This window comes from Tsukamurella asaccharolytica (assembly GCF_007858435.1).
In the GTDB taxonomy this organism is placed as follows: Bacteria; Actinomycetota; Actinomycetes; order Mycobacteriales; family Mycobacteriaceae; genus Tsukamurella; species Tsukamurella asaccharolytica.
Genome location: NZ_VIGW01000004.1, coordinates 388,626 through 413,707 on the forward strand (window position 1 = coordinate 388,626; position 25,082 = coordinate 413,707).

Annotated in this window: 24 protein-coding genes; 20 read left to right on the top strand and 4 right to left on the bottom strand. The window is 71.5% G+C overall.

Annotation, left to right across the window (positions count from 1 at the left end):
- The first annotated feature begins 33 nt into the window (after nt 1-33).
- The 12 genes from murC (at nt 34) to FK529_RS11060 (ending at nt 12,530) form a co-directional block, all read left to right on the top strand.
- Nucleotides 34-1,473 carry a UDP-N-acetylmuramate--L-alanine ligase gene (gene murC, locus FK529_RS11005; RefSeq protein WP_231703043.1) on the top strand — a complete coding sequence of 480 codons (1,440 nt, stop codon included), beginning with the start codon at nt 34-36 and terminating at the stop codon, nt 1,471-1,473.
- Nucleotides 1,470-2,174, top strand: coding sequence for a cell division protein FtsQ/DivIB (locus tag FK529_RS11010; protein WP_146561004.1), 705 nt, complete (start codon nt 1,470-1,472; stop codon nt 2,172-2,174). The genes murC and FK529_RS11010 overlap by 4 nt, the downstream gene beginning before the upstream one ends.
- A 181-nt stretch (nt 2,175-2,355) precedes the next feature.
- Nucleotides 2,356-3,522, top strand: coding sequence for a cell division protein FtsZ (gene ftsZ / locus FK529_RS11015; protein WP_146561005.1), 1,167 nt, complete (start codon nt 2,356-2,358; stop codon nt 3,520-3,522).
- Between the two features lie 59 nt (nt 3,523-3,581).
- Nucleotides 3,582-4,325 (top strand): peptidoglycan editing factor PgeF, encoded by a 744-nt coding sequence (gene pgeF, locus FK529_RS11020; protein WP_146561006.1) that lies wholly within the window; start codon nt 3,582-3,584, stop codon nt 4,323-4,325.
- A 122-nt stretch (nt 4,326-4,447) separates the two neighbouring features.
- Nucleotides 4,448-5,110, top strand: a complete 663-nt coding sequence (locus FK529_RS11025) for a cell division protein SepF (RefSeq protein WP_146561007.1) — start codon at nt 4,448-4,450, stop codon at nt 5,108-5,110.
- 22 nt (nt 5,111-5,132) lie between these two features.
- On the top strand, nt 5,133-5,423 hold the full coding sequence (locus tag FK529_RS11030) for a YggT family protein (RefSeq protein WP_193559687.1): 291 nt from the start codon (nt 5,133-5,135) through the stop codon (nt 5,421-5,423).
- A 163-nt stretch (nt 5,424-5,586) separates the two neighbouring features.
- Nucleotides 5,587-6,426, top strand: coding sequence for a DivIVA-like cell division protein Wag31 (gene wag31 / locus FK529_RS11035; protein ID WP_146561009.1), 840 nt, complete (start codon nt 5,587-5,589; stop codon nt 6,424-6,426).
- A 36-nt stretch (nt 6,427-6,462) separates the two neighbouring features.
- Nucleotides 6,463-7,059: a hypothetical protein gene (locus FK529_RS11040; protein WP_146561010.1), complete on the top strand. Its 597-nt coding sequence runs from the start codon at nt 6,463-6,465 to the stop codon at nt 7,057-7,059.
- A gap of 271 nt (nt 7,060-7,330) precedes the next feature.
- A complete protein-coding gene (gene ileS, locus FK529_RS11045; RefSeq protein WP_146561093.1) occupies nt 7,331-10,459 on the top strand; it encodes an isoleucine--tRNA ligase in 3,129 nt (1,042 codons plus the stop codon).
- A 51-nt stretch (nt 10,460-10,510) separates the two neighbouring features.
- Nucleotides 10,511-10,762, top strand: coding sequence for a type II toxin-antitoxin system Phd/YefM family antitoxin (locus FK529_RS11050; RefSeq protein WP_146561011.1), 252 nt, complete (start codon nt 10,511-10,513; stop codon nt 10,760-10,762).
- Nucleotides 10,759-11,151 (top strand): PIN domain-containing protein, encoded by a 393-nt coding sequence (locus FK529_RS11055; RefSeq protein ID WP_231703032.1) that lies wholly within the window; start codon nt 10,759-10,761, stop codon nt 11,149-11,151. The genes FK529_RS11050 and FK529_RS11055 overlap by 4 nt, the downstream gene beginning before the upstream one ends.
- Nucleotides 11,152-11,195: 44 nt before the next feature.
- Nucleotides 11,196-12,530, top strand: a complete 1,335-nt coding sequence (locus tag FK529_RS11060; RefSeq protein ID WP_231703044.1) for a DNA polymerase IV — start codon at nt 11,196-11,198, stop codon at nt 12,528-12,530.
- 10 nt (nt 12,531-12,540) lie between these two features.
- Here the strand turns inward: FK529_RS11060 and FK529_RS11065 are convergent, their stop codons facing one another.
- The 3 genes from FK529_RS11065 to FK529_RS11075 all read right to left on the bottom strand — a co-directional run bounded on the left by FK529_RS11065 (nt 12,541) and on the right by FK529_RS11075 (nt 15,819).
- Complete coding sequence (locus tag FK529_RS11065) at nt 12,541-14,157, bottom strand: HNH endonuclease signature motif containing protein (RefSeq protein ID WP_146561013.1); 1,617 nt, start codon at nt 14,155-14,157, stop codon at nt 12,541-12,543.
- 104 nt (nt 14,158-14,261) lie between these two features.
- A complete protein-coding gene (locus FK529_RS11070) occupies nt 14,262-14,660 on the bottom strand; it encodes an SRPBCC family protein (RefSeq protein WP_146561014.1) in 399 nt (132 codons plus the stop codon).
- A 214-nt stretch (nt 14,661-14,874) separates the two neighbouring features.
- Nucleotides 14,875-15,819, bottom strand: a complete 945-nt coding sequence (locus FK529_RS11075; protein ID WP_146561015.1) for an asparaginase — start codon at nt 15,817-15,819, stop codon at nt 14,875-14,877.
- Between the two features lie 85 nt (nt 15,820-15,904).
- Here FK529_RS11075 and FK529_RS11080 point away from each other — a divergent pair, with 85 nt between their 5' ends.
- Entirely contained in the window at nt 15,905-16,420 is a 516-nt protein-coding gene (locus tag FK529_RS11080) for a WKL family lipoprotein (protein ID WP_146561016.1), read from the top strand.
- Nucleotides 16,421-16,424: 4 nt separating this feature from the next.
- Here the strand turns inward: FK529_RS11080 and FK529_RS11085 are convergent, their stop codons facing one another.
- Nucleotides 16,425-17,414 carry a hypothetical protein gene (locus FK529_RS11085; RefSeq protein ID WP_146561017.1) on the bottom strand — a complete coding sequence of 330 codons (990 nt, stop codon included), beginning with the start codon at nt 17,412-17,414 and terminating at the stop codon, nt 16,425-16,427.
- A gap of 27 nt (nt 17,415-17,441) precedes the next feature.
- Here FK529_RS11085 and lspA point away from each other — a divergent pair, with 27 nt between their 5' ends.
- The 7 genes from lspA to FK529_RS11120 form a co-directional block, all read left to right on the top strand.
- Entirely contained in the window at nt 17,442-18,029 is a 588-nt protein-coding gene (gene lspA / locus FK529_RS11090; RefSeq protein ID WP_193559688.1) for a signal peptidase II, read from the top strand.
- Complete coding sequence (locus FK529_RS11095; RefSeq protein ID WP_146561019.1) at nt 18,022-18,948, top strand: RluA family pseudouridine synthase; 927 nt, start codon at nt 18,022-18,024, stop codon at nt 18,946-18,948. Before lspA ends, FK529_RS11095 begins: the two co-directional genes overlap by 8 nt.
- On the top strand, nt 18,945-19,613 hold the full coding sequence (locus FK529_RS11100) for a hypothetical protein (RefSeq protein ID WP_146561020.1): 669 nt from the start codon (nt 18,945-18,947) through the stop codon (nt 19,611-19,613). The genes FK529_RS11095 and FK529_RS11100 overlap by 4 nt, the downstream gene beginning before the upstream one ends.
- Before the next feature lie 86 nt (nt 19,614-19,699).
- Entirely contained in the window at nt 19,700-20,335 is a 636-nt protein-coding gene (locus FK529_RS11105; protein WP_158635098.1) for a TetR/AcrR family transcriptional regulator, read from the top strand.
- Nucleotides 20,332-22,065, top strand: a complete 1,734-nt coding sequence (locus FK529_RS11110; RefSeq protein ID WP_146561022.1) for an ABC transporter ATP-binding protein — start codon at nt 20,332-20,334, stop codon at nt 22,063-22,065. The genes FK529_RS11105 and FK529_RS11110 overlap by 4 nt, the downstream gene beginning before the upstream one ends.
- Entirely contained in the window at nt 22,062-23,891 is a 1,830-nt protein-coding gene (locus FK529_RS11115; RefSeq protein WP_146561023.1) for an ABC transporter ATP-binding protein, read from the top strand. The genes FK529_RS11110 and FK529_RS11115 overlap by 4 nt, the downstream gene beginning before the upstream one ends.
- Before the next feature lie 99 nt (nt 23,892-23,990).
- On the top strand, nt 23,991-25,082 hold a 1,092-nt coding region (locus FK529_RS11120; protein ID WP_146561024.1), incomplete at its 3' end, for a serine/threonine-protein kinase.

A 25,082-nucleotide genomic window follows, 5' to 3' on the forward strand; every position in this document is an offset into this window, starting at 1 on the left:
GGAGCGCTGCCCGATCGGTTGCAGCGCGTGCACATGGTGGGCATCGGCGGCGCCGGCATGTCCGGCATCGCGCGGATCCTGCTGGCCCGCGGCGGCCGCGTGTCGGGCTCCGACGCGAAGGAGTCGCGCGGCGTCATCGCGCTCCGGGCTCGCGGCGCGCAGGTCCAGGTGGGTCACAGCCCCGAGGCGCTCGACCTGCTGCCCGGCGGCCCGACGGTGGTCGTGACCACCCACGCCGCCATCCCCAAGGACAACCCCGAGCTCGTCGAGGCGCAGCGCCGTGGCATCCCGGTGATCCTGCGGCCCGAGGTGCTCGCCGACCTCATGGACGGCTACCGCACCCTGCTGGTGAGCGGCACGCACGGCAAGACCTCCACCACGTCGATGGCGGTCGTGGGCCTGCAGCACTGCGGGGCCAATCCGTCCTTCGCCGTCGGCGGCGAGCTCAACGAGTCGGGCACCAACGCCTTCCACGGCACGGGCGACGTCTTCGTCGCCGAGGCCGACGAGTCCGACGGCTCGCTGCTGCAGTACGCGCCCGACGTGGTGGTGGTGACCAACGTCGAGGCCGACCACCTGGACTTCTTCGGCTCCGAGGACAAGTACGTGGCCGTGTTCGACGCCTTCACCGAGCGGATCCGCCCCGGCGGAACCCTCGTCGTGTGCCTCGACGACCCCGGCTCGGCGGCGCTCGCAGGGCGGACCCACGCCGCGCTGCGCGCCCGCGGCGTGCGCGTGCTGGGCTACGGCGAGGGCACCCATCGGGATCTCGCGCCCGAGGTGACGCTGATCGCGCAACTCCTGGACTACCAGCCCCGCGCCGAGGGCGGCATGCTCAAAGTCCGCTTCTCCGACGAGAACCGGCAGGTCACCGAGCGGGCGATCCTGCTCTCCGTGCCGGGCAAGCACATGGCGCTCAACGCCATCGCCGCGACGATCGCCGTCGTCAACACCGGCCAGCCCACCGCGAAGGTGATCGAGGGCATCGAGGCCTTCGGCGGCGTGCACCGCCGTTTCCAGCTCCGCGGCACCGAGCAGGGCGTGCGCGTCTTCGACGATTACGCGCACCATCCGACCGAAGTGCGGGCAGTGCTGACCGCTGCGGCGGAGATGGTCGCCAAGCAAGTCGATCCGGGGCGGGTGATCGTCGCCTTCCAGCCCCACCTGTACTCGCGGACCGAGCAGTTCGCGGCCGAGTTCGCGGAGGCCCTGAGTCTGGCCGACGAGGTCGTGGTGCTCGACGTCTACGGCGCGCGCGAGGCGCCGCTGCCCGGCATCACGGGGGAGCGGATCGCCGAGAAGGTGACCGCCTCCGCGCACTACGTGCCGAGCCAGGCCGACGTGGCCGGCGTGGTCGCGGGCCTCGCGGGCCCGGGCGACGTGGTGATCACCATGGGTGCGGGTGATGTGACCATGCAGGGTCCGGCGATCCTCAACACGCTGGCGCGGCGCGGCGCAGAGGCGGGCGCGTGAGCTCTCCCGCGACGCGCAGGCGCGTGCCGGGTCTGCGGCGGTTGCTGCTGATCCTGCTCGCGCTGGCGGTCGTGGCGGGCCTGGGCGCGGCGGCGTACTTCTCGCCGGTGCTCTCGGCGCGCGACGTCTCCGTCACCGGCGCCACCAACGCGCCCGCCGATCGGGTCGCGGCGGTGGTGGAGCCGCTCAAGGGGCGCCCGCTGCTGCAGATCACCCCCGGTCAGCGCGACGCCTACGCGGCGCAGGTGCTTGCGGTGAGCCCGTGGATCGACCGCGCCACGGTCACGGTGTCCTACCCGTCGACGCTGGTCGTCGAGGTGACCGAGCGCGAGGTGGTGGCCTACGCACAGCTGCCGGCGGGCACCGTGCTCGTGGACGCCAAGGGCGTCCCGTTCATCAAGGTGGGGGAGCCGCCGATCCTCACGCCCAAGCTCACCGTCCGCGATCCGAAGGCGGACGATCCCGCGACGGAGGCGTCGATCGCGGTGCTGAAGTCGCTGCCGCCGGACCTGCACGGGCAGGTTCTCGAGATCGAGGCGGATTCGCCGGCCAACGTGCGCTTCGTGCTGCGCGACAAGCGGGTCGTGAACTGGGGCGACGACCAGCGGACCGCCGACAAGACCGCGGCGCTGCGCATGGTGCTCACCCGGCCGGGCAGGGAGTTCACCGTGATCAACCCGGATATGCCGACGGCCCGCTGAGGCGTGTTCTTTCCCTCACCGAGAACGTTTTTCCCGACACGCCCGTGCGCTTGCAGGGCAAGCGGCGCACGGCCCTCTACCTTGGTTTCAGACCAGCTACTTGACATAACTTTAAGCCTTCTGTAGAGGTTTAGGGTTCGTCTCAGAAGCAACAGACTTCACATCAGGGGAAAGGCGAAACATGACCGCCGCGCACAACTACCTCGCCGTAATCAAGGTCGTCGGCATCGGCGGCGGCGGCGTCAACGCCGTGAACCGGATGATCGAGCAGGGGCTCAAGGGCGTCGAGTTCATCGCGATCAACACCGACGCCCAGGCGCTCATCATGAGCGACGCCGACGTCAAGCTCGACGTGGGCCGCGATTCGACCCGGGGGCTCGGCGCCGGCGCCGATCCCGAGGTGGGCCGCAAGGCCGCCGAGGACGCCAAGGACGAGATCGAGGAGCTCCTCAAGGGCGCCGACATGGTCTTCGTCACGGCCGGCGAGGGCGGCGGCACGGGCACCGGCGGCGCGCCGGTGGTCGCGAGCATCGCCCGCAAGCTCGGCGCGCTCACCGTGGGCGTCGTGACCCGGCCCTTCACCTTCGAGGGCGCCCGCCGCGGCAAGCAGGCCGAGCAGGGCATCTCGTCGCTGCGCGAGTCCTGCGACACCCTCATCGTGATCCCGAACGACCGCCTGCTGCAGCTGGGCGACGTGAGCGTCTCGGCGCTCGACGCGTTCAAGAGCGCCGACGAGGTCCTCCTCAACGGCGTCCAGGGCATCACCGACCTGATCACCACCCCCGGCCTGATCAACGTCGACTTCGCGGACGTCAAGAGCGTCATGTCGGGCGCGGGCAGCGCCCTCATGGGCATCGGCTCGGCCCGGGGTGAGGGGCGCGCGCTCAAGGCCGCGGAGGCCGCGGTGAACTCGCCGCTGCTGGAGACCTCGATGGAGGGCGCGCACGGCGTGCTCATGTCCATCGCCGGTGGCAGCGACCTGGGCCTGTTCGAGATCAACGAGGCCGCCTCGCTGGTGCAGGGCGCCTCGCACGAGGATGCGAACATCATCTTCGGCACCGTGATCGACGACAACCTGGGCGACGAGGTTCGGATCACCGTGATCGCAGCCGGTTTCGACAGCGGCGCGCCTGCACGTCGACCCGTCACCCGCATCGGCGGGCAGCACAGCGCGGCCGAGCCGCAGCAGCCGGCGGCCGAGCCGGAGGACGCGCGGCGGGGCAACCCGTTCGGTGCCCGCCCGGCCCGCACCAACGACCCGTTCTCGTCGGCTCCGGCCGGCCGCGAGTCGCGCTCGGACGACGATTTCGACCTCGACGTCCCGTCCTTCCTGCAGAACCGGCGCTGAGGAACTGATGCCGACGGCGCTTCCGGCTCGGCCGGGGGCGCCGTCAGTAGTCTCGTGACATGACTGATCCCGCGCATGCTCCTGTCGCCGCACACCGGGTCCGGCGAGTGACCACCACCCGCGCCGGCGGTGCCTCGCAGGCCCCGTACGACACCTTCAACCTGGGCGATCACGTGGGGGACGAGCCCGCCGCCGTCGCCGCCAACCGGCTGCGGCTCGAGCGCGAGATCGGTGTCGAGCCGGGGCACGTGGTCTGGATGGAGCAGATCCACAGCCGCACCGTCACGGTCGTCGATGGTCCGCGCGCGGAGCCGGTGGAGGCCACGGACGCCCTCGTCACGACGGTGCCCGGCCTCGCGCTCGCGGTGCTCACCGCCGACTGCGTCCCGATCCTGCTCTCGGACGATGAGGCCGGCGTGCTCGCCGCGGTCCACGCCGGCCGCGTCGGCGCCCGGATCGGCATCGTGCCGGCCGTGATCGAGGCGATGCGGGACCTGGGCGCCCGCCCGGAGCGGATCGGCGCCTTCCTCGGGCCCGCGGCCAGCGGCGCGAAGTACGAGGTCCCCGCGGCGATGGCGGCCGATGTCGAGCAGCACCTGCCCGGCAGCCGGTGCCGCACGGACAAGGGTACGGACGGCCTCGACCTACGCGCCGGGATCCGCCGCCAGCTGCAGGGGCTCGGCGTTGCGGCGGTCGCGGAGGACCCGCGATGCACGATCAGCGATCCGACCCTGTTCTCCCATCGCCGGGGCGCGCCGACGGGGCGCCTGGCCTCCGTGATCTGGATCGACACGGCGAAATGACATCGATGGGATTCCTGCGCGTGTCGGAACCGCCATCGACCCGTCTTCCCTACTAATCTCACATCCATAACGACAGTCACAATCGTCACACCAGCCCATGCAGGCGCCGAGGAAGGGCAAAGATGAGCACTCTGCACAAGGTCAAGGCGTACTTCGGGATGGTTCCGCTGGACGCCTACGACGACCGCTACGTCGACGAGGGCACCCCGCAGCCGCGCGGTCGCCGCAGCCTCGACGACGAGTTCGACGACTACCGCGGTGAGCGCGGCTACGCCTTCGACGGTCGCCGTGCGGACGACTACGAGCCGTACGAGCCCGCCTACGACACCCGCGGCGCCGCCTACGACGATCGCTACGACGCCGGCTACGAGCGGGGCTACCGCGAGCCCGCCCGTGCCCCGCTGCCGCGCCTGGAGCCGCTGCGGGACGCCTCGCGCTCGGTCGCCCCGTCCACCCGCGGCGCGCTGGCGATGGACACCCGCGCCGACGTGCTCAGCCAGGAGAACCCGATGTCCCGCATCACGACCCTGCGTCCGACCTCCTACGAGGAGGCGCGCACGATCGGTGAGCGTTTCCGCGAGGGTATCCCGGTGATCATGGACCTCACCGAGATGGACAACGCCGACGCCAAGCGTCTGGTCGACTTCGCCGCCGGCCTGACCTTCGCGCTGCACGGATCCTTCGACCGGATCACCACCAAGGTGTTCATGCTGGCCACGGCCGATGTGGACGTCACGGCGGAGGACCGGGCGCGGATCGCGGAGACCGGCTTCTACAACCGCTGACGGATTCGGGCAGACTGTACAGGTGCAAGCAATCTGGCTCGTCGTCTACACGCTCCTGTCGATCTTCTGGTTCCTGCTCATCGTTCGGCTCGTCGTCGAGGTGGTGAAGTCCTTCGCCCGGGACTGGTTCCCGAAGGGGATCGTGGCTCTGATCCTCGAAGGCGTGTTCACTGTGACGGACCCTCCGCTGAAGGCGCTCCGCAAGGTGTTGCCGTCGCCGCAGCTGGGGCCGATCCGCCTGGATCTGTCGTTCATCGTGCTGTTTCTGCTGGTGGCGATCGCACAGTCGATCGTGGGCAGGCTCATGGTCTAGGTTCGATCGCGTTCGGTCCCGAGCCGGGAATCGGACATTTCATTGCGTGATTGTTGGGTGATGAGGAACAAACGGGTCTGGTGTGACAGGATGTGCACTAGTTACAGTGTTGGTCCGAGTGACTTGAGATCTGTCGAGCAGCCGAATTGAGGGGAAACGACCTATGAAGCTGACACCCGCCGACGTGCGGAACGTCGCGTTCAGCAAGCCGCCGATCGGAAAGCGCGGCTACAACGAGGATGAGGTGGATCAGTTCCTCGATCTGGTCGAGACCGAGCTCGCTCGGCTGATCGACGAGAACAACGATCTGCAGCAGCGCAACGCCGAACTCGAGCGCGAGCTGGGCGAGGCCCGCGCCGGTGGCGGCCAGCAGCCGTCCGCCGACAGCACCGTCGCCTTCGCGTCGCCCACGCCGGCGCAGGCGCAGGCGCCGAAGGCTCCCGCCGCCGCCGAGCCCGCTGCCGCGGCAGCGACGCCGGCGACCACCGAGGAGGCGCACGTGCGTGCTGCCAAGGTGCTCGGCCTCGCGCAGGAGACCGCCGACCGCCTCACGAACAACTCGCGTTCCGAGGCCGAGAAGCTCGTCTCCGACGCGCGTGCCCAGTCGGAGGCCATGGTCACCGACGCCCGGCAGAAGGCCGAGGCCATGGTGGCCGACGCCCGCCAGCGCTCCGACGCGCTCCTCGCCGACGCGCAGACCCGCTCGGAGAACCAGCTGCGCCAGGCGCAGGAGCGCTCCGACGCGCTGCAGGCCGAGGCGGAGACGAAGCACACCGAGATCATGACCACCATCAACCAGCAGCGCACCGTGCTGGAGGGTCGGATCGAGCAGCTCAAGACCTACGAGCGCGAGTACCGCACCCGCCTCAAGACCTACCTCGAGGGTCAGCTCGAGGAGTTGCAGTCGCTGCGCAGCGCCGCCCCGGTCGATCACGGCCAGGGTCGCGGTAGCGACTTCAACGACCCCGGCAACGCCGGCGGCGGCAACCAGCAGTACAAGTAGCCGCTGGTACCGGCCGGTACTCAGGGCGGAGTTCTCATGCTGCTAGCGGCACTCGGGGCGACGGTCATCGGGTTCATCCTGCTGATCGTCGCCCTGGTCACGGCCAATCTCTGGCTCGCCATCGCGTGCGTCGTGGTCTCGGTGATCGGCGTTGGCCTGCTTCTCGGCGACGTCCTCACCTACCGTCGCGGCGAGCGGGACGGTGCCGACCGCACGACCGCGTGGAGCCCGGGCGACCGGGACGACGATGCGGACGGCGAGGAGCCGGCACCGTCGGCCCGGCCCGCGCGCGCCGCGGCCCCCGAGGGTGAGGCCGAGGAGCCCGGGAGCGCGCCCGAACCGGTCGACGACGCGACCCGCGAGGCCGGCACCGTCGGCCACGAGGAGTTCGGGCATCACGGCGACGCGAACTCGACCAGGCAGTTCTCCGCGGGCCCGCTCGCCGGGGCGACCGCGTGGGCGCACGAGTCCCCGGCCGATACGGACGATGAGGCCACCCGCGGGCTCTACGCACCCGGCACGTACGACCCGGACATGACCGACCAGATCCCGCAGGTCCGGATCGATCAGGCGTGGGGTACCGAGTGGACCCCGCCGCGGGAGTCGGAGTCGGAAGATCCCGGCAGAAAATGACGTTGCACTGAGCGCTATCCTTGGGACAGCACTGCGTTGATCCGGCCATCACCGGGGAGCATCCGGAAGAACGGGCCCGTTCGCGGGCCTCAGTAGAACCGGACGGGTGGGCCCGTCACAGCCCGTTCACGAGCGGCGCTGCCCTTTTCAGGGAGGCGCAAGCGGGGTGGTACCGCGGTACCCGGCCGAGGGCCGGGAGTCGTCCCCGTGCTGGTAGTAGACGGCACGAGGAGTCACCGTGAGCAGCAAGCGCCCCTACCCGCTGGTCGATATGACCCGCGACGAGGAGAGTCCCGCCGCGTCGGGCACGCCCTCGTTCCCCGACCTCGAGGAGCGCGTCCTCGCGTACTGGGCCGAGAACGACACCTTCCGCCGGTCCATCGCGAACCGCGCCGACGCCGACGAGTTCGTCTTCTACGACGGCCCGCCCTTCGCCAACGGCCTGCCGCACTACGGCCATCTGCTGACCGGCTACGTCAAGGATCTCGTCCCGCGCTACCAGACGATGCGCGGTAAGAAGGTCGACCGCCGATTCGGCTGGGACACCCACGGCCTGCCCGCTGAGCTCGAGGCCGAGCGCCAGCTGGGGATCAAGGACAAGTCCGAGATCGAGGCCATGGGCGTGGAGAAGTTCAACGACTACTGCCGCACGTCCGTGCTGCGGTACACCGAGGAGTGGCGCCAGTACGTCACGCGGCAGGCCCGCTGGGTCGACTTCGACAACGATTACAAGACGCTCGACCTGGACTTCATGGAGTCCGTGATGTGGGCGTTCAAGGCCCTGCACGAGAAGGGCCTGATCTACCAGGGCTACCGCGTGCTGCCGTACTCCTGGTACGAGCAGACGCCGCTGTCGAACCAGGAGAGCAAGCTCGACGACGCCTACAAGATGCGGCAGGACCCGGCGGTCACCGTCGGAATGCCGCTGCGCACCCAGGGCACTCCGCTGGAGGCGCTGGACGGTGTCGAGGCCCTCATCTGGACCACCACGCCGTGGACGCTGCCCTCGAACCTCGCGATCGCCGTGCACCCGGACCTGGACTACGTGCACGTGGTGGGCCTCGATGGCAAGGATTACCTGCTCGCCGAGGCGCGACTGGGCCAGTACGCCCGCGAGCTGGGCGAGTCGCCCGAGATCAAGGGGACGTACAAGGGCCGCGACCTGGAATTCGCCGCGTACGAGCCACCCTTCGACTTCTTCGCCGGCCACCCCAAGGCGCACGTGACGCTGCTCGCCGACTACGTGACCACCGACTCCGGTACCGGCGTCGTGCACCTCGCGCCCGCCTTCGGTGAGGAGGACATGGACCTCGCCACGGGCAAGTACGGCATCGAGGTCGTGCAGCCGCTGGACCCGGGCGGCAAGTTCACCTCCGCGGTGCCGCCGTACGAGGGCCTGCAGGTCTTCGACGCGAACCCGGTGATCGCCAAGGACCTCAAGGCCAAGGGCCGGCTCCTGCGCCACGAGACGATCGAGCACAGCTACCCGCACTCCTGGCGCTCGGGCCAGCCGCTGATCTACATGGCCGTGCCGTCGTGGTTCGTCGAGGTCACCAAGATCATCCCGCGCATGCTCGAGCTGAACCAGGACATCACCTGGAACCCCGCGCACATCCGCGACGGCCAGTTCGGCAAGTGGGTCGAGGGCGCGCGCGACTGGAACATCAGCCGCAACCGCTACTGGGGGGCGCCCATCCCGGTCTGGGTGTCCGACGATCCCGAGTACCCGCGCGTGGACGTCTACGGTTCGCTCGACGAGCTGGAGCGCGACTTCGGCGTGCGTCCGACGAACCTGCACCGGCCCTACATCGACGAGCTGACCCGGCCGAATCCCGACGACCCTCGGTCGCCGGAGGACGGGCAGTCGACGATGCGCCGCGTCCCCGAGGTGCTGGACTGCTGGTTCGAGTCGGGCTCGATGCCCTTCGCGCAGGTCCACTACCCGTTCGAGAACCGCGATTGGTTCGACACCCACTTCCCGGGCGACTTCATCGTCGAGTACAACGGGCAGACCAAGGGCTGGTTCTACAACCTGCACGTGCTGGCGACGGCGCTGTTCGACAGCGCCGCCTTCCGCACCGTCGCAGCGCACGGCATCGTGCTGGGCCACGACGGCCTCAAGATGTCGAAGTCGAAGCGGAACTACCCGGACGTCAACGAGGTCTTCAATCGCGACGGGTCGGACGCGATGCGCTGGTTCCTCATGGCCTCGCCGATCCTGCGCGGGGGCAACCTGGTGGTCACCGAGCAGGGCATCCGCGACGGCGTGCGGCAGACGCTGCTGCCCCTGTGGAACGCCTACTCGTTCCTGCAGCTCTACGCGGAGAAGCCGGCGACGTGGCGCACCGATTCCGAGGACGTGCTGGATCGCTACATCCTCGCGAAGCTGGCGCAGACCCGGGACGCGATGACCGAGGCGCTCGACACCTGCAGCATCGCCGACGCCTGCGAGGAGCTGCGGCTCTTCGTCGACGCGCTGACCAACTGGTACGTGCGCCGCTCCCGCGCGCGGTTCTGGGACGGCTCCGACGAGGGCGCGTTCGACACGCTGTACACCGTGCTGGAGACCGTCTGCCGGCTCGCGGCGCCGCTGCTCCCCATGGCCACCGAGGCGATGTGGCGCGGCCTGACGGGCGGGGAGTCGGTGCACCTGACCGACTGGCCGGCGGCGTCGGACCTGCCGGCGGATTCCGAGCTGGTCGCGGCGATGGACGAGGTGCGCGACGTGTGCTCGGTCGCGTCGTCGGTGCGGAAGGCGAACAAGCTGCGGGTGCGCCTGCCGCTGCACACCCTGACCGTGGCCGGTCCCGATGCGGAGAAGCTCGCGCCCTTCGCCTCGATCATCGCCGACGAGGTGAACGTGCGCGACGTGCAGGTCTCCTCCGACGCCGACCAGTACGGCCGGGTGGAGATCGCGGTCAACGCCCGCGCCGCCGGCCCGCGCCTGGGCAGGGACGTGCAGACGGTGATCAAGGCCGTCAAGTCCGGTGACTACACCGAGGCCGACGGGGTCGTGACCGCCGCGGGCATCGCGCTGCAGGACGGCGAGTACACCCGCAAGCTGGTCGCCGCCGCGCCCGACTCCACCGCGGAGCTGCCCGACGGTGCCGGCCTCGTGGTGCTCGACCTCTCGGTGGATGCCGAGCTCGAGGCCGAGGGCTGGGCCAAGGACCGCATCCGCGAGCTGCAGGAGGCGCGCCGCGCCGCCGGTCTCGACGTGAGCGACCGCATCGCGCTGGTCCTCGACGTCCCGGCGGAGCACCTGCCGGCCGCGGAGGCGCACCGGGACCTGATCGCGGGCGAGGTGCTGGCCACCTCGCTCGAGTTCGGCTCGCTGGACGGGGACGCCGACGTCGTCGAGCTCGGTGACGGGGTCCGGGGCCGCCTGACTCGCGCCTGAGCTGGGAGAAACCGTGTAGCCCACTGTAGCGATCGGCGCTACAGTGGGCCCATGGCTCGAGTGATCGCGCAACGCGAGCTGCGGAACGACAACGCAGCGGTGATGAAGTCCGTCGAGGCGGGGGAGACCTTCGTGGTGACCCGCAACGGGACCCCGGTCGCCGAGCTGCGCCCGGTGCCCGCGGGTCGGCGCATGTTCGTCCGCCGAGCGGATCTGCGGAACGCGCTCGGAGCGGGCGTGCACATCGACGCCGAGGCGTTCCGTGCTGATCTGGATGCCCTGGCCGACCAGGGGCCGTGGTGACCGCACCGGGCCTGCTCGACACCTCTGTGCTCATCGCCATGCCGAATGTCATCGATCTGATGCCGGAGATCACCGCGATCGCCGCCATCACGGCGGCGGAGCTCGCCGCCGCACCGCACCTGACGTCGGATCCGATGGAAGCCGCGCGGCGGCAATTGCGACTGCAGGAGGTGACCGCGGTGTACGAGCCGATCCCGTTCGACGCGGGGGCCGCCGCGAGCTACGGGTTGATCGCCGCGGCGGTGTTCCGTCGCGGGCGGACGCCTCGCCGTCGGCTCGCCGACCTGCTGATCGCCGCGACCGCCCACGCGCACGGGCTGGACGTCTACACGCGCAACCCGGACGACTTCGCGGGCCTCGACGATCTCGTCCGCGTCGTCGCGATCTAGTCGTGTCCGGCGATCGCAGCGCCCGCTGGGTTCTGCACTTCGACATGGACGCGTTCTTCGCGTCCTGCGAGCAGCTGACCCGACCCACGCTCCGCGGGCGTCCCGTGCTGGTGGGCGGGCTCGGCGGCCGCGGCGTGGTGGCGGGCTGCTCGTACGAGGCGCGGGTCTTCGGCGCGCGCTCGGCGATGCCGATGCACCAGGCGCGCCGGCTCGTCGGCGCGGCCGCGGTGGTGCTGCCGCCGCGCGGCGCGCTGTACGGGACGGTCAGCCGCCGCGTCTTCGGAGCGGTGCGGGAGCTCATCCCCGTCGTCGAGAGGCTGTCGTTCGACGAGGCCTTCGGCGAACCCGTCGAGCTCGCCGGGGCGTCCACCGACGACGTGACGGCCTTCGCCGAGGAGCTGCGGCGCCGGATCCGCGAGGAGACGGGGCTCGTGGCCAGCGTCGGCGCGGGGGCGGGGAAGCAGGCCGCGAAGATCGCCTCCGGCCTCGCCAAGCCCGACGGGGTCTCCGTCATCCCGCCCGCCGCGCAGGAGTCGATGCTGTACCCGCTACCGGTGCGCAAGCTCTGGGGCATCGGTCCGGTGGCGGGGGAGCGGCTGTCGCGGTTGGGGATCGACACCATCGGGCAGTTCGCGGCGATGAGCGAGGTCGAGGTGGTGTCGGTGCTCGGCGTCACGCTGGGACCGGCGCTGCACCGGCTCGCCCGCGGCGAGGACGACCGGCCCGTGGCCGTGAACGGCGAGGCGAAGTCGATCAGCGCGGAACACACCCTTGAGACCGACGTGACCACGATGAACGCGCTGCGGCGGGAGATCGACCGGAGCGCCGAGCACGCGCTGCGGCGGCTGCGCCGGGACGGGCGCGGGGCGCGGACCGTCGTGCTCAAGCTCAAGCGGTCCGACATGTCCCTGCTCACCCGGTCCGCCACGCTGCCGTCCGCCACCACCGACGGTGCCGTGCTCACCGCGACCGCCCAGCGGCTCGCGCTCGACCCCGTGGAGATCGGCGGGCTGCGCCTCGTCGGGGTCGGATTCTCCGGGCTCAGCAGCGTCGAGCAATTCACCCTGTTCGGCGAGGAGCCCGCGGAGGCATCCGGTACCGGCGTCACCGAGAGCGACGACGCCGCCGCGGCGCCGGCCGAGGTCGAGGTGCCGCTCGTGGGGTGGCGCCCGGGTATGGATGTGCGGCACCCCGAGTTCGGCCACGGCTGGGTGCAGGGCGCCGGCCACGGCGTGCTGAGCGTGCGCTTCGAGACCCGCACCTCCGGCCCGGGGCGCATGCGCAGTTTCAAGGCCGACGACCCCGACCTCCGCGAGGCCGACCCGCTCGACTCCCTCGACTGGCCCGCCGAGCACCTGCGGACCGGCGAGGACGACTGAGTCCTTGCGGTCAGGCCGCGGCGCGCAGGTCGGCGGGCATCTGGCAGCTCCACGGCTCGTTCGCGTCGTGTTCGGAGAGCAGTGCTTCGAGGATCGGCGGGCCGTGCGGGCCGTCGAGGATCGCGGCGATGTCGTCATGGATGGAACCGACGCACTCCCGGTACCGCACCCGCAGTTCCTCGGCGCGCCAGAGGTTCCGGAGCTCCGCGATGCGGGCGTTCCAACGTTCGAGGGCGCGGCGGTAGAGCTCGTCGGCGTGGTGCTTGTGGTTCACCCGGTGCTCGTGGGTCGGGTCGGCGGAGCGGCGCCATCCGGTGCGGCCGGCGTACTCGCCGCCGCGGACGGTGATGGTGTCCCAGCCCCGCGGGAGGTCGCCGGTCTCGGGGGTGACCTTCCCGTGGTGGGCGTCGCAGGCGAGAGTGAGACAGGTGATGTCCGTGGCGCCGCCGTCGGCCCACTCGGTGATGTGGTGCACCTGGCAGCGCGTGGCCGGGGCGTCGCACCCGGGGGCGGTACAGCCCTTCTCGGATCCGTACAGCGCGATCCGCTGGTCGGCGGAGGCGAGCCGCTTCTCCCGCCCGAGGAACAGCGGCCGCGACGCGAGGTCGAGGACCAGCACGTACTTCGGATTCGCGCCCATCATCCGGAGCGCGTCCTCCACGGGCAGCCGCCCGCCGGTCGCGGTGGTGGCGATGCCCGCCTCGGTCTCCAACTGATCGATGCCGAGCGTGATGACCGGGACGCACGGCAGGCCGCGATGGTGCCCGAGCTCGCCCGATGCGATCGCCATCCGCATCGCGGTGACGAGGGCGTCGTGGTTGCGCTGCGCGGTGGTGCGCCGGTCGCGCTTCGCCGCCGCCGTGACGGCGTCCCGATCGGCGAGGTCCACGGGATCGTCGGCATCCGCGGGGTTGTTCACGCCGGGTCGCGCGAGCTTCTCCAGGATCGTGTCCAGGAGCGCCCGGCCCTCGGGGGAGAGGTCACCGTCGAACGGGCTCATCAGATCGTCGTCCTGCCGGCCCACGCTGAGCCCGCGGGCGCGGGCGATCACATCGGAATCAGGCTCAGCCCCATCGGGATCGAGGTGGGCGAGCGCGCGGGCGCCGATGACGGCGAGGTCCTCGGGCGTGACGTCCGCGGCGGCGGTGACGAGCACGTCCTCGAGGATCGCGGCCTGGTCCGGGCGGATGGTCCTGCGGCACTTCGCGAAGACGTGCTCGATCGCGAGCGCGTGGCGGTCAGAGATCGTTCCGAGGCGTTGCGCTTCGGCGACGAGCCCGTACCGCGGCTCGGGCCGCACGCCGTGCCCGTGCTGGCGAGCGCGATCCCGCGCGCCGTGGATCCGATCCCGCGCCTCGCCACCCGCGAGGCGCAGCCGCTGCACCAGCAGCTCCTTCATCCCGGTGTACCCGAGGCGCCCCGGCAATCCCTGCTCGACCGCGACCTGGGCGAGGAGGTGCTGGCTGTACGGCACCGTGCGAGCCGCGGTCTCCAGCCGCTCGAGCGATGCCAGGACGTCCTCGGAATCCAGCATCACGGGGTCCGCCTGCGCCAGCCGCTCTGCCGCGTGTTCGAACGCGGCGAGCGCGTCGAGATACTCCACTGATGTGCAGGTGGAAGTGATCATCGCGGCCCCCTCTAATACCTCGATTCTACCCCCTGTGTTCGGCGCAAGGTAAGGTTAATCGACAGAATGTACGAATAAGACTCACCGGCGGCGGGCAGGTGACCTCAGTGCCCGTCGACCAGCAGTCCGCGCAGGCGCTCCAGGTCGGCGAGGACCGTCGCGCAGTCCCGGTCGAAGTCGGTATCGCTCGCACCGAGTCGTCGCACGGTGAAAAGTATCTCGGCACCCTCGGGGTGGGTGAGCACCCGCAACGGATTGTTGACGATGGTGCCGTCGGGCAGCGTCACGCCGTGGTCCAGCACGCCGAATTCGTTGTCCGGAGCAAAATGAACCCGCACCTCGCCCATCGGCGAGTGGGTGATCAGGTCCTCGCCGTCCACCCGCAGGCCCGTCGCGAGCCCGGCGGCCCACTGGACGAGATTCGCCGGATCGCGGGCGAACTCGTACACCTCCGCCGCGGGGCGGGGGATCACGACGCTGATGTGACGGGATTCGTCGCTCATGGTCACCAGTGTACGCGGGTTAGGTTGCAGGCGTGGGGAATTGATCCGCGGCTAATCAGGTTGTTCCGGTGTTCCTGCGGTGCGGGACGCTGGTGGAGGTCCTTCCCGGCGACCGCCTGCGCGCCCGTCGGGGAGGGTGCGATCGACCAGGTGCGCAACCCGATCCGCTTCTCCCGCACGCCGGCCACCGACTACCCTCGCCGAGGACCGAGCCCTACCGCCCGAGATACGCCGCGATCCACCGCGGGCCCACGCCGGCGGCCAGCAGGGCGAGCAGCACGATCCGCGCCTGCCCGGGCCGCAGCCGCCGGGAGAGCAGCGCCCCGGCGGCGACGAGATCGGCCGCGCCGCCGCCCCCTCCGTACGCCGCGTCGACGGGGCCGGACGCGATCCGCGTGGAGACGACCACGACGACACCCGCCTCCAGCGCGCGCCGCACCGCGGCCGCGAGCTCCGCTGTCGTGTTCCCGCTCCCGGTGCCCGCCAGCACGATCCCCCGGGCCCCGGCCCCGACGGCAGCGTCGACGAGGGCACCGTCGGCCCCCGGATACGACGCGACGACGTCCACGCGCACGTCGGCGATCGGCGCCGGCTTGGTCAGCAGGCGGTGCGGCGCGGTGCCCTCCAGTGCGGCCACCGGCAGGCCGCCGGCGAAGGGCTGCGGTGCGACCGTGGAGACCTTCGCGAGCCCGCGCACCGTCTGCACCTGCCCGGCGAACGAGAGCAGCACCCCGAGCCCCCGGTACGCGGGATCGGCGGCGACGGCGATCGCCTCCGCGAGGTTCGCGGGACCGTCCGCGTCAGGGGAGTCGGCGGGCTGCTGCGCGCCGGTGAAGACGACGGGCCGCGGATCGGCGTGCGTGAGGTCCACCAGGAGCGAGGTCTCCTCCATGGTGTCCGTTCCGTGCGTCACCACGACGCCCGCCACGTCCGGGTCGGCGAGTGCGTCCGCGACCGCGGCGCGGATCTCGTCGAGCTGGCCGAGCGTCAGGGCGGAGGAGTCCGCGGCCGTCACGTCGCGGACCGTCACGTCGACCCCGGGCACCGCGCCGGCGGTCTCCACCAGCGCAGCGCCGGCGTCGGTGGGTACCGCGGCGCCGGCGTCGTCGTGGCGACTGGCGATGGTGCCGCCGGTGGCGAGCACGATCACTTCAGGCATGCCAGCAGCATCGCACGCCGGGCTCGGCGTCCGCTCGCGCACCGCGCCGCGTTTGGCATAGTGGAGACCGCGACGCAGCGGCCGAATGGAGGTGGACTTCCCGATGCGCGGACGGGTCCTCGTCATCCCCGCCGTGGTACTCGTGGGTCTGGCCTGCGGTGCCTGCGGTGGGGAGAACACCGAATCGTGGTCGAGCACCCCGTCGGCCACCTCCAGCTCGGTGGCGGAAGCGCCGTCGAGCACGCCGGACCGCGCGCCGTCGACGCAGCAACTCGAGGAGATGCTGAACCGGGCGGTCGACCCGAAGGTCCCGCTGGCGGAGAAGCTGCAGCTGGTGCAGGGCGCCACCCCCGCCGACCGCCCGCTGTTCGACGAGCTGGTCAAGCTCCGGAGCGACAACCCTCAGGTCAGCTGGCAGATCGGCCGGCCCGTGCTGGAACAGCCCGGCCTGGCGAAGGCGCAGTTCTCCGTGCTCATGGGCGGTACGAACCAGCTCGCGTACGCCTCCCTCGCCTTCGACGGGGGACGGTGGAAGCTGCAGCGCTCCTACGCGTGCGAGATGATCGTCCAGGTCGGGCGCGACTCGTCCTCCTGCGATTGACCCGCTACTTGGGCCCGAACCGGTAGACGCTGCCCGTCTTCTGCGTCAGCTTCTTGGCCGGATCGTCGCCGATCAGCGTGCGGCCGCCCTCGAGTTGCACCCCGCCCTGCGCGAAGGCGCGCGCCGGATCGAGCTCGACGGTGCCGTTGCCCTCGGACGTGTAGCTCTCGATGGTCAGGGTGCTGCCGCTTCCCGGAACGCGGAAGACCGAGTCGTCGGGGGACTCGTCGACCCTGGCCTTGAGCTCGGGCCGCTCGAGGGTGCCGCCGAGGGTCACCTGCATCGTCTGGGTCAAGGTGCTGTCCGCGCGGATGGACCGGGTGACCGTCCACGTCGCACCGGGGGCCACCGGTTCGGCCGGCAGCGGGATCAACCGGAGGAAGGTCTGCAGCAGGGCCTGCTCGAAGGCGGTCTGCGCCTCCGAGGAGACGCCGGGGGGCGCGGCCAGTGTGAACGAGCGGACCTCGCCGCTCGCGGCCAGGGTGACGAGCGCGACGGACCCCGCCTCCACCTCGAGCGCCTTCGTCGTGGCGGCGTCCGTGGACTGCGGCGCATCGAAGAACAGATACACCTCGAGCGGGTCGGCGCACGCGGGCTGCGCGGTCAGCGGCAGCGTCACGTCGCGGTTGCCGCCGGAAGGTTGCTCGCCGGCCACCTGGGAGACCTGCAGCGAGTTGGTGAACAGCGCGTACTCCGCGACCGCCGTGGGGCGGACCGCCAGCGGGCGCGCCGCGCCGGTGCCGGGGGAGTCGAGGGCGATCGTCGCCGGTGGCACGTCGATGGTGACGGCGTGGCCCGGGAGCGCCGGCGGGTTCGCGGCGCAGCCCGCCGCCGCAGCGGGGGCCGCGACCGACTGCCGGACGGGCGCCGCGGGCGACGACGACGAGGCGCCGGCGTCGGTGGAGGCACCGTCCCCGCACCCCGCGAGGGCGGTGACGAGCACCGCCGTCGACGCCACCACTACCGGGACCAGCCGCAACCGCTTGCCATGCACACCGCCACCGTAGTGGATGATGGAGTCATGGATTCCCCTGCAACCGCGCGGCCGAGCTGGTATCGGAACCCGCGCCTCCTCCTGGCGGTGGTCGCGGTCGCGGTCTTCCTCATCGACCTGGCCGCCAAGACCACGGTGGTCCGGCACATGACCTACGGCGAGCAGATCCCCGTGCTCGGGCCGTTCAGCCTGCACTTCGTCAAGAATCCCGGCGCCGCCTTCTCGATGGCCACCGGGTACACCTGGGTGCTCACGCTGATCGCGATCGGCGTGGTGGTGTGGATCGTGCGCATGGGGTCCAAGCTGACCTCGCTGACGTGGGCCCTCGGCCTCGGCCTCGTGCTCGGCGGCGCGCTGGGCAATCTCGCCGACCGGATCTTCCGCGCGCCCGGAGTCTTCCGCGGGCACGTCATCGACTTCTTCTCCGTCGGTGACTGGTTCCCCGTCTTCAACACCGCCGACAGCGCGATCAGCGTCGCCGCGGTGCTGCTCATCGCGCTGACCCTGTTCGGGCGCGATCCGTACGAGGGCTTCGGCGAGAAGCGCCCGCGCACCCCGGAGCAGGCCCCGGCCGAGGAGAGCCGCACCCCCGGAGCGGAGGCGCCCGATGCGTGAGTCGCGCACCACCCCCGTCCCCGACGGCCTCGACGGCCTGCGGGTCGATGCGGGCGTCGCCCGCCTGCTGGGCCTCTCGCGCACCGTCGTCTCCGAGCTGGCGGCGGAGGGCTCCGTCACGTTGGACGGGGTCGCGGTCGGCAAGTCCGACAAACTGCACGCCGGCGCCCTGCTCGACGTGACGCTGCCCGAGCCCGCGCGGCCGCTGGAGATCGTCGCCGAGCCGGTGCCGGGCATGGACATCCTCTACTCCGACGCCGACATCGTGGTCGTCGACAAGCCCGTCGGCGTCGCGGCGCACGCCTCGGTCGGCTGGACCGGCCCGACGGTGATCGGCGGTCTCGCCGCCGCCGGCTTCCGGATCTCCACCTCGGGAGCGCCCGAACGCCAGGGCATCGTGCACCGCCTCGACGTGGGCACCTCCGGCGTGATGGCCGTCGCCGTCTCCGAGCGCGCGTACACGGTGCTCAAGCGGGCCTTCAAGCAGCGCACCGTCGACAAGCGGTACCACGCGCTGGTGCAGGGGCACCCCGATCCGATGTCCGGCACCATCGACGCGCCGATCGGCCGGCACCGCAGCTCCGACTGGAAGTTCGCGGTCACCAAGGACGGCAAGCCGTCGATCACGCACTACGACACCATCGAGGCGTTCCAGGCTGCGACGCTGCTGGACGTGCACCTCGAGACGGGGCGCACGCACCAGATCCGCGTGCACTTCGCGGCGCTGCACCACCCGTGCTGCGGCGACCCGACCTACGGCTCGGACCCGGTGCTCGCGAAGAAGCTGGGCCTGGACCGGCAGTGGCTGCACGCCCGCACGCTGGGCTTCACGCACCCCACGCAGGGGGAGTACGTGGAGTTCACCTCGCCCTACCCCGACGACCTGCAGCACGCCCTGGACGTCCTGCGGGACGCGTGAGCCGGACGGAGACCGCCCGCGGGGCAGCCGGCTGGGCCGCGCTCCTCGCGGTCGCCCTCATGCTGGCGTTCTGGCTCGGATCGGCGACCCCGGTCCGGGAGGCGCGGCCCGACGGTGACCGCCTCGGCCCGCAGGCCGGTCAGGCCGTCGCCGAGTACCTCGACGAAGCCCGCGCCTCGCTGGCGGCGGCACCCGCGGGGGAGCGGCGCTGGGCGCTGATCTCCCCGGCGACCGAGTGGACGCCGGACGAGGTGTGGACCCGCGCCGCGGGCCTGGATCGCGTCGGCCGCGTGCTGGTCCGGGTGCGGATCCCCGGCGTTCAGACCCCCACGGCGTCGGTGCCGCCCGGCCAGACCCTCGAGGGCGTGCTCGCGGTGAACGAACTGGCCGCGCTGGCGATGCCGACGCTCGTCGCGGCCGGCGACCGCGGCGCGGCGATCGCGCGCGTCACGGCGTCCCGCCTGCGCGCCGGCGGGCCCGCGGTGGTGGGCGTGATCGTGTGGGGCACGGGCGACGCCCTGCGCGCCGCCGCCGGCCGGCCGGGCGTGCGGTCCGTCCAGGTCCTCCCGCGCGCGGGCGCGCGCTTCGGCGTCTCCGCCCTGCTCCCGTCGGCCACCGCCACGGTCGGGCCGGGCCCGGACGATCGTCCGGTGCCGGCGCGCTAGACCCGCACGCCCGCAATCGACCGATTCGCCCGGGGCGAGCGGATACTCAATTGTGAGTGGGCGCTCACATCTGTAGCCTCGGGTTCGTGCCCGCGGCTCATGACCCTCGACCTCGCGCGCCGCACCTCCCGGCGGAGGAGCGGCGCGCGGCGCTGATCGCCGCGACGCGGGACGCGGTGCTCGAGCACGGCGCCGTGCCCACCACCAAGCAGATCGCCGCCGCTGCGGGCGTCGCCGAGGGCACCATCTTCCGCATCTTCGACTCCAAGGAGGACCTCCTCGACGCGGTGATGGCCGAGTCCTTCGATCCCGCGCCGCTCCTCGCCGAGATCGACGCCATCGACCCGGAACAGCCCCTGCGCGAGCGCCTCTACCGGTTCACCGAGCTCGTCCAGGCCCGATTCCAACAGATCTTCGGCCTCATGGACGCCCTCGGCCTGGTCGCGCCGCCGCACCGGCGCGACGAGGACGCGCACCGTCGGGCGAAGGGCGGTCCCGCGCTCGCGGCCCGGCTCCGCGGCGTCATCGGCGACGACGCCGGCCGGCTCTCCGTCCCGCCCGACGAGGCGATCCACCTGCTGCGCCTGCTCACCTTCTCCGGCAGCCACCCCCACATCAGCGACGGGCACGTCCTGTCGCCGAAGCGCATCGTCGACGTCCTGCTCGACGGCATCTCAGCCCCGCCCACCACGGAATCCGCAGCAAGGAACAGCCCCCAGTGACCCTCCTCAAACTGATCACCGAGCACCTGCGGCCCTACCGGCCGTGGCTGCTCGCCGTGGCCGCCTTCCAACTCGTCAGCGTGGTCGCCAACCTGGTACTGCCCAGCATCAACGCCAAGATCATCGACCTCGGCGTCACCCCCGGCGACACCGGCTACATCTGGCGCATGGGCGGGGTGATGCTGGTCATCACGCTGTTCCAGGTGATCGCCGCCGGCGGCGCCACCTACTTCGCGGCCCGCAGCGCCATGGCCTTCGGCCGCGACACCCGGCGGTCCCTGTTCGGCCGGGTCCGCACCTTCTCCGGCCGCGAGGTCTCCGGCTTCGGCGCGGCCTCGCTCATCACCCGCACCACCAACGACGTGCAACAGGTGCAGCTGCTCGTGCTGATGTCGCTGTCGATGATGATCCAGGCCCCGTTCATGGCGATCGGCGGCGTCGTCATGGCGGTGCGCGAGGAGCCGGGTCTCGCCTGGCTCATGGTGGTCGCGGTGCCCGTCCTCGGCGCCGTCCTGGGCGTGGTGATCGCCAAGATGATCCCCGGCTTCCGCGTGGTCCAGACCCGCCTCGACGCGGTCAACCAGGTGCTCCGCGAGCAGCTCGCGGGTGTCCGGGTGATCCGGGCCTTCGTCCGCGAGCCCGTCGAGCGGGAGCGGTTCGACGCCGCCAACACCGCCCTCACCGACGCCTCGGTCCGCGTGATGCGGCTGATGGCGGTCATGTTCCCGTGGGTGATGCTGGTGCTCAACCTCTCGACCGTCGCCGTGTGGTGGTTCGGTGCGCACCTCGTCGCCGACGGCAGCACGCAGATCGGCGCGGTCACCGCCTACATGCAGTACATGATGCAGATCCTCATGTCGGTCATGATGGCGACCTTCATGGTGATGATGGTGCCCCGCGCGTCCGTCGCCGCCGAGCGCATCACCGAGGTGCTCGCCACCACGTCCACGGTCGCGCCGCCGGAGAAGCCGGATGCGCTGCCCGCGATCACCGGCGCCGTCGAGCTGGACGGCGTGACGATGTGCTACCCGGGCGCCGCGAAGCCGGTGCTGCAGAACGTGAACCTGACGGCCCGGCCGGGCGAGACCGTCGCCATCATCGGGTCCACCGGCGCGGGCAAGTCGACGCTGATCAACCTGCTGGCGCGGCTGTTCGACGCGACCTCGGGGGCCGTGCGCTACGACGGCGTCGACGTGCGGGACCTGCGCGCCGACGCCCTGTGGGGACACGTCGGGCTGGTGCCGCAGCGCGGCTACCTGTTCAGCGGGACCGTCGCGAGCAACCTGCGTTTCGGCAACCCCGACGCGACCGACGCCGAGCTCGCCGAGGCCCTGCGCATCGCGCAGGCGGAGGACTTCGTCGCCGAGCTGGGCGGCCTCGACGCGCCGATCGCCCAGGGCGGCACCAACGTGTCCGGCGGCCAGCGCCAGCGGCTCGCGATCGCCCGCGCGCTCGTCGCGAAGCCCGCGATCTACCTCTTCGACGACAGCTTCTCCGCGCTCGACCTCGCCACCGACGCGAAGCTGCGCGCCGCGCTGCGGCCGTACACGAGGGAGGCCACCGTCTTCATCGTCGGTCAGCGCATCTCGACGATCGCCGGTGCCGACCAGATCCTCGTGCTCGAGGACGGTGAGGTGGTCGGTCACGGCACCCACGCCGAACTCCTCGAGACCTGTCCCACCTATCAGGAGATCGCCGGCAGCCAGGCGACGGCGGGGAGCGCAGCATGACCGGACCCGGAGCACGGGCCGCCGCCGCGGCGACGGCGGGCTCGCCCACCCAGAAACCGATGACCTTCTGGCCCTCGCTGAAGCGACTGCTGGGCCGGCTGCGGGAACAGCGCGCGGCGGTGACGGCCGCGGTGCTGCTGTCGATCGGCTCGGTCGCCGCCGCGGTGATCGCCCCCAAGGTGATCGGCACCGCCGTCGACGCGATCTACGACGGCTTCCGCTCGCAACTGCAGCAGGGGCCGGGCATCGACTTCCAGCGCGTCGGAACGATCCTCGCGTGGGTGATCGGGCTGTTCGTGGCGAGCGCCCTGCTGCAGTACGCGCAGGGTTTCCTGCTCAACGGCGCGGTGCAGCGGGTCATGTACTCGCTGCGGCGTGAGGTCGAGGACAAGCTCAACCGGCTGCCCCTGGGCTACTTCGACAAGCAGCCCCGCGGCGAGTTGCTCTCGCGCGTGACCAACGACATCGACAACCTGGGCCAGTCCCTGACGCAGGCGCTCAGCCAGCTCATCGTCTCCGCCTTCACCGTGATCGGCGTGCTGATCATGATGCTCATCGTCTCGCCCCTGCTCACCGCCGTCGCGGTGGTCGTGATACCGCTCATCGTGATCTTCGCGGGGCAGATCATGAAGCGCAGCCAGGAGCACTTCGTGGCGCAGTGGAAGTCGACGGGCTCGCTCAACGCGCAGGTCGAGGAGGCCTTCACCGGCCACGACCTGGTCACCGTCTACGGCCGCGACGACGCGCTGCAGGAGCGCTTCGCGCAGGAGAACGACGCGCTGATGAACGCGAGCTACAAGGCGCAGTTCCTCTCCGGTCTCGTCATGCCGATCAGCATGTTCGTCGGCAATCTGCAGTACGTCGCGGTCTGCGTCGTGGGCGGCGTGCGGGTGGCCGCGGGCGGCATGAGCCTGGGCGACGTCGTCGCCTTCATCCAGTACTCGCGGCAGTTCACCCAGCCCGTCACGCAGCTGGCGTCGATGGTGAACATGCTCCAGTCGGGCGTGGCCTCCGCCGAGCGCGTCTTCGCGATCCTCGACGCCGAGGAACAGGAGGCGGAGCGGCCCGGGACGCTGCCCGAGCCCACGCGCGGCCGGGTCGCGTTCGAGGACGTCTCCTTCGGGTACAAGCCGGACGAGCCGCTGATCGAGGGCCTGAACCTGGTCGCCGAGCCCGGACGCACCGTCGCGATCGTCGGTCACACCGGCGCGGGCAAGACCACCCTGGTCAACCTGATCATGCGGTTCTACGAGCTCAGCGGCGGGCGGATCACCGTCGACGGCGTCGACATCGCCGAGGTCGAGCGCGCGGACCTGCGCCGGCGGATGGGCATGGTGCTGCAGGACACCTGGCTCTTCGAGGGCACGATCCGGGAGAACATCCGGTACGGCCGGCTCGACGCCACCGACGAGGAGGTCTACGCCGCCGCCCGCGCGACCTTCGTCGACCGGTTCGCGCACTCCCTGCCCGACGGCTACGACACCGTGCTCGACGACGAGTCCGGGAGCGTCTCCGCAGGCGAACGCCAGCTCATCACCATCGCGCGCGCCTTCCTCGCCGAACCGGCCATCCTCATCCTCGACGAGGCGACCAGCTCCGTGGACACCCGCACCGAGGTGCTCCTGCAGCGCGCGATGCGCGCGCTGCGGGCGGACCGCACCAGCTTCGTCATCGCGCACCGCCTGTCGACGATCCGCGACGCGGATGTCATCGTCGTGATGGATCACGGGCGCATCGTCGAACAGGGGTCGCACGACGAGCTGCTCGCGTCGGGCGGGCACTACGCCGGCCTCTACCGGGCCCAGTTCGAGGGCGTCGAGATCTGACGCGCGAGTCGCCGAATGCCTCGCCGCCGCGGCGAGGGACCGCGAGCGGGTTACGCTGGTGCCCGACGGAACGGACGATGTGGGGCAGAAGCGACGGACATGAGTGACGAACTCGCACCGGGGACGGTGATCGCCGGTTATCGGATCGAGCGGCGCCTCGGTTCGGGCGGTATGGGCTCCGTCTACCTCGCCAAGCACCCCGAGCTGCCCCGGTACGACGCGCTGAAGGTGCTGGGCGCCGGCTACTCGGGCGACGTGGCCTTCCGCAAACGCTTCCTCCGGGAGGCCGAGTTGGCCGCCCGCCTCGACCACCAGAACGTCGTCACGATCTACAACCGCGGCACCGAGGGCGCCCGCCTGTGGATCGCGATGCAGTACGTCGAGGGTGACGACTGCTCGGTGCTGCTCAAGCGCAACCCGGGCGGCCTGGACCCGGCGGTGGCCGTCGAGATCGTCAGCCAGATCGGCCGCGGGCTCGACCGGGCGCACCGCGAAGGGATGCTCCACCGCGACATCAAGCCCGCGAACATCCTGGTCACGGCCGCCGACGACGAGGACGACGGCGACGAGCGGCGGGCGCTGCTCACCGACTTCGGCGTGGCGAAGGGCGGCGAGGACACCTCGCAGCTCACGGCGGTCGGCACGGTGCTCGCGACGCTCGCCTACGCCTCCCCGGAGCAGCTCTGCGGCGAGGAGCTCGACCCGCGCTCGGACCAGTACTCGCTGGCCGCGACGTTCTTCCACCTGATCACGGGCAAGGTGCCCTACACGGGCGCGAGCACCGACGCGGTGATCGACGCGCATTTCAACGCCCCGCCCCCGCGCATCTCGCAGATCAGGGACGGCGTGCCGCCCGCCGTCGACGCGGTGGTCGCGCGTGGCCTCGCCAAGACGCCGGAAGAGCGGTTCGCCACCTGCAAGGAGTTCGCGACCGCGCTCAGGTCGGCGCTGACGGCCCCCGTCGGCCGGCCCGCACCGCGCCCGGTTCCGCGCCCCACCCCGCCCGGCTACGTGCCCGGTCCCGGGCACCCGTCCGGGCCGCAGGCGCCGGCGTCCGCGGGGCGGCCGTCCGTGCCGGTGCAGTGGAGCGTCGCGCCCGGCATTCGGGGGCAGGCCAACCGGCCCGGCCCTCCGCCGCCGCGGCCCCCGCGCCCGGCCGCCGGGCAGCCCGCCGGTCCGCCGTCCGCGGGC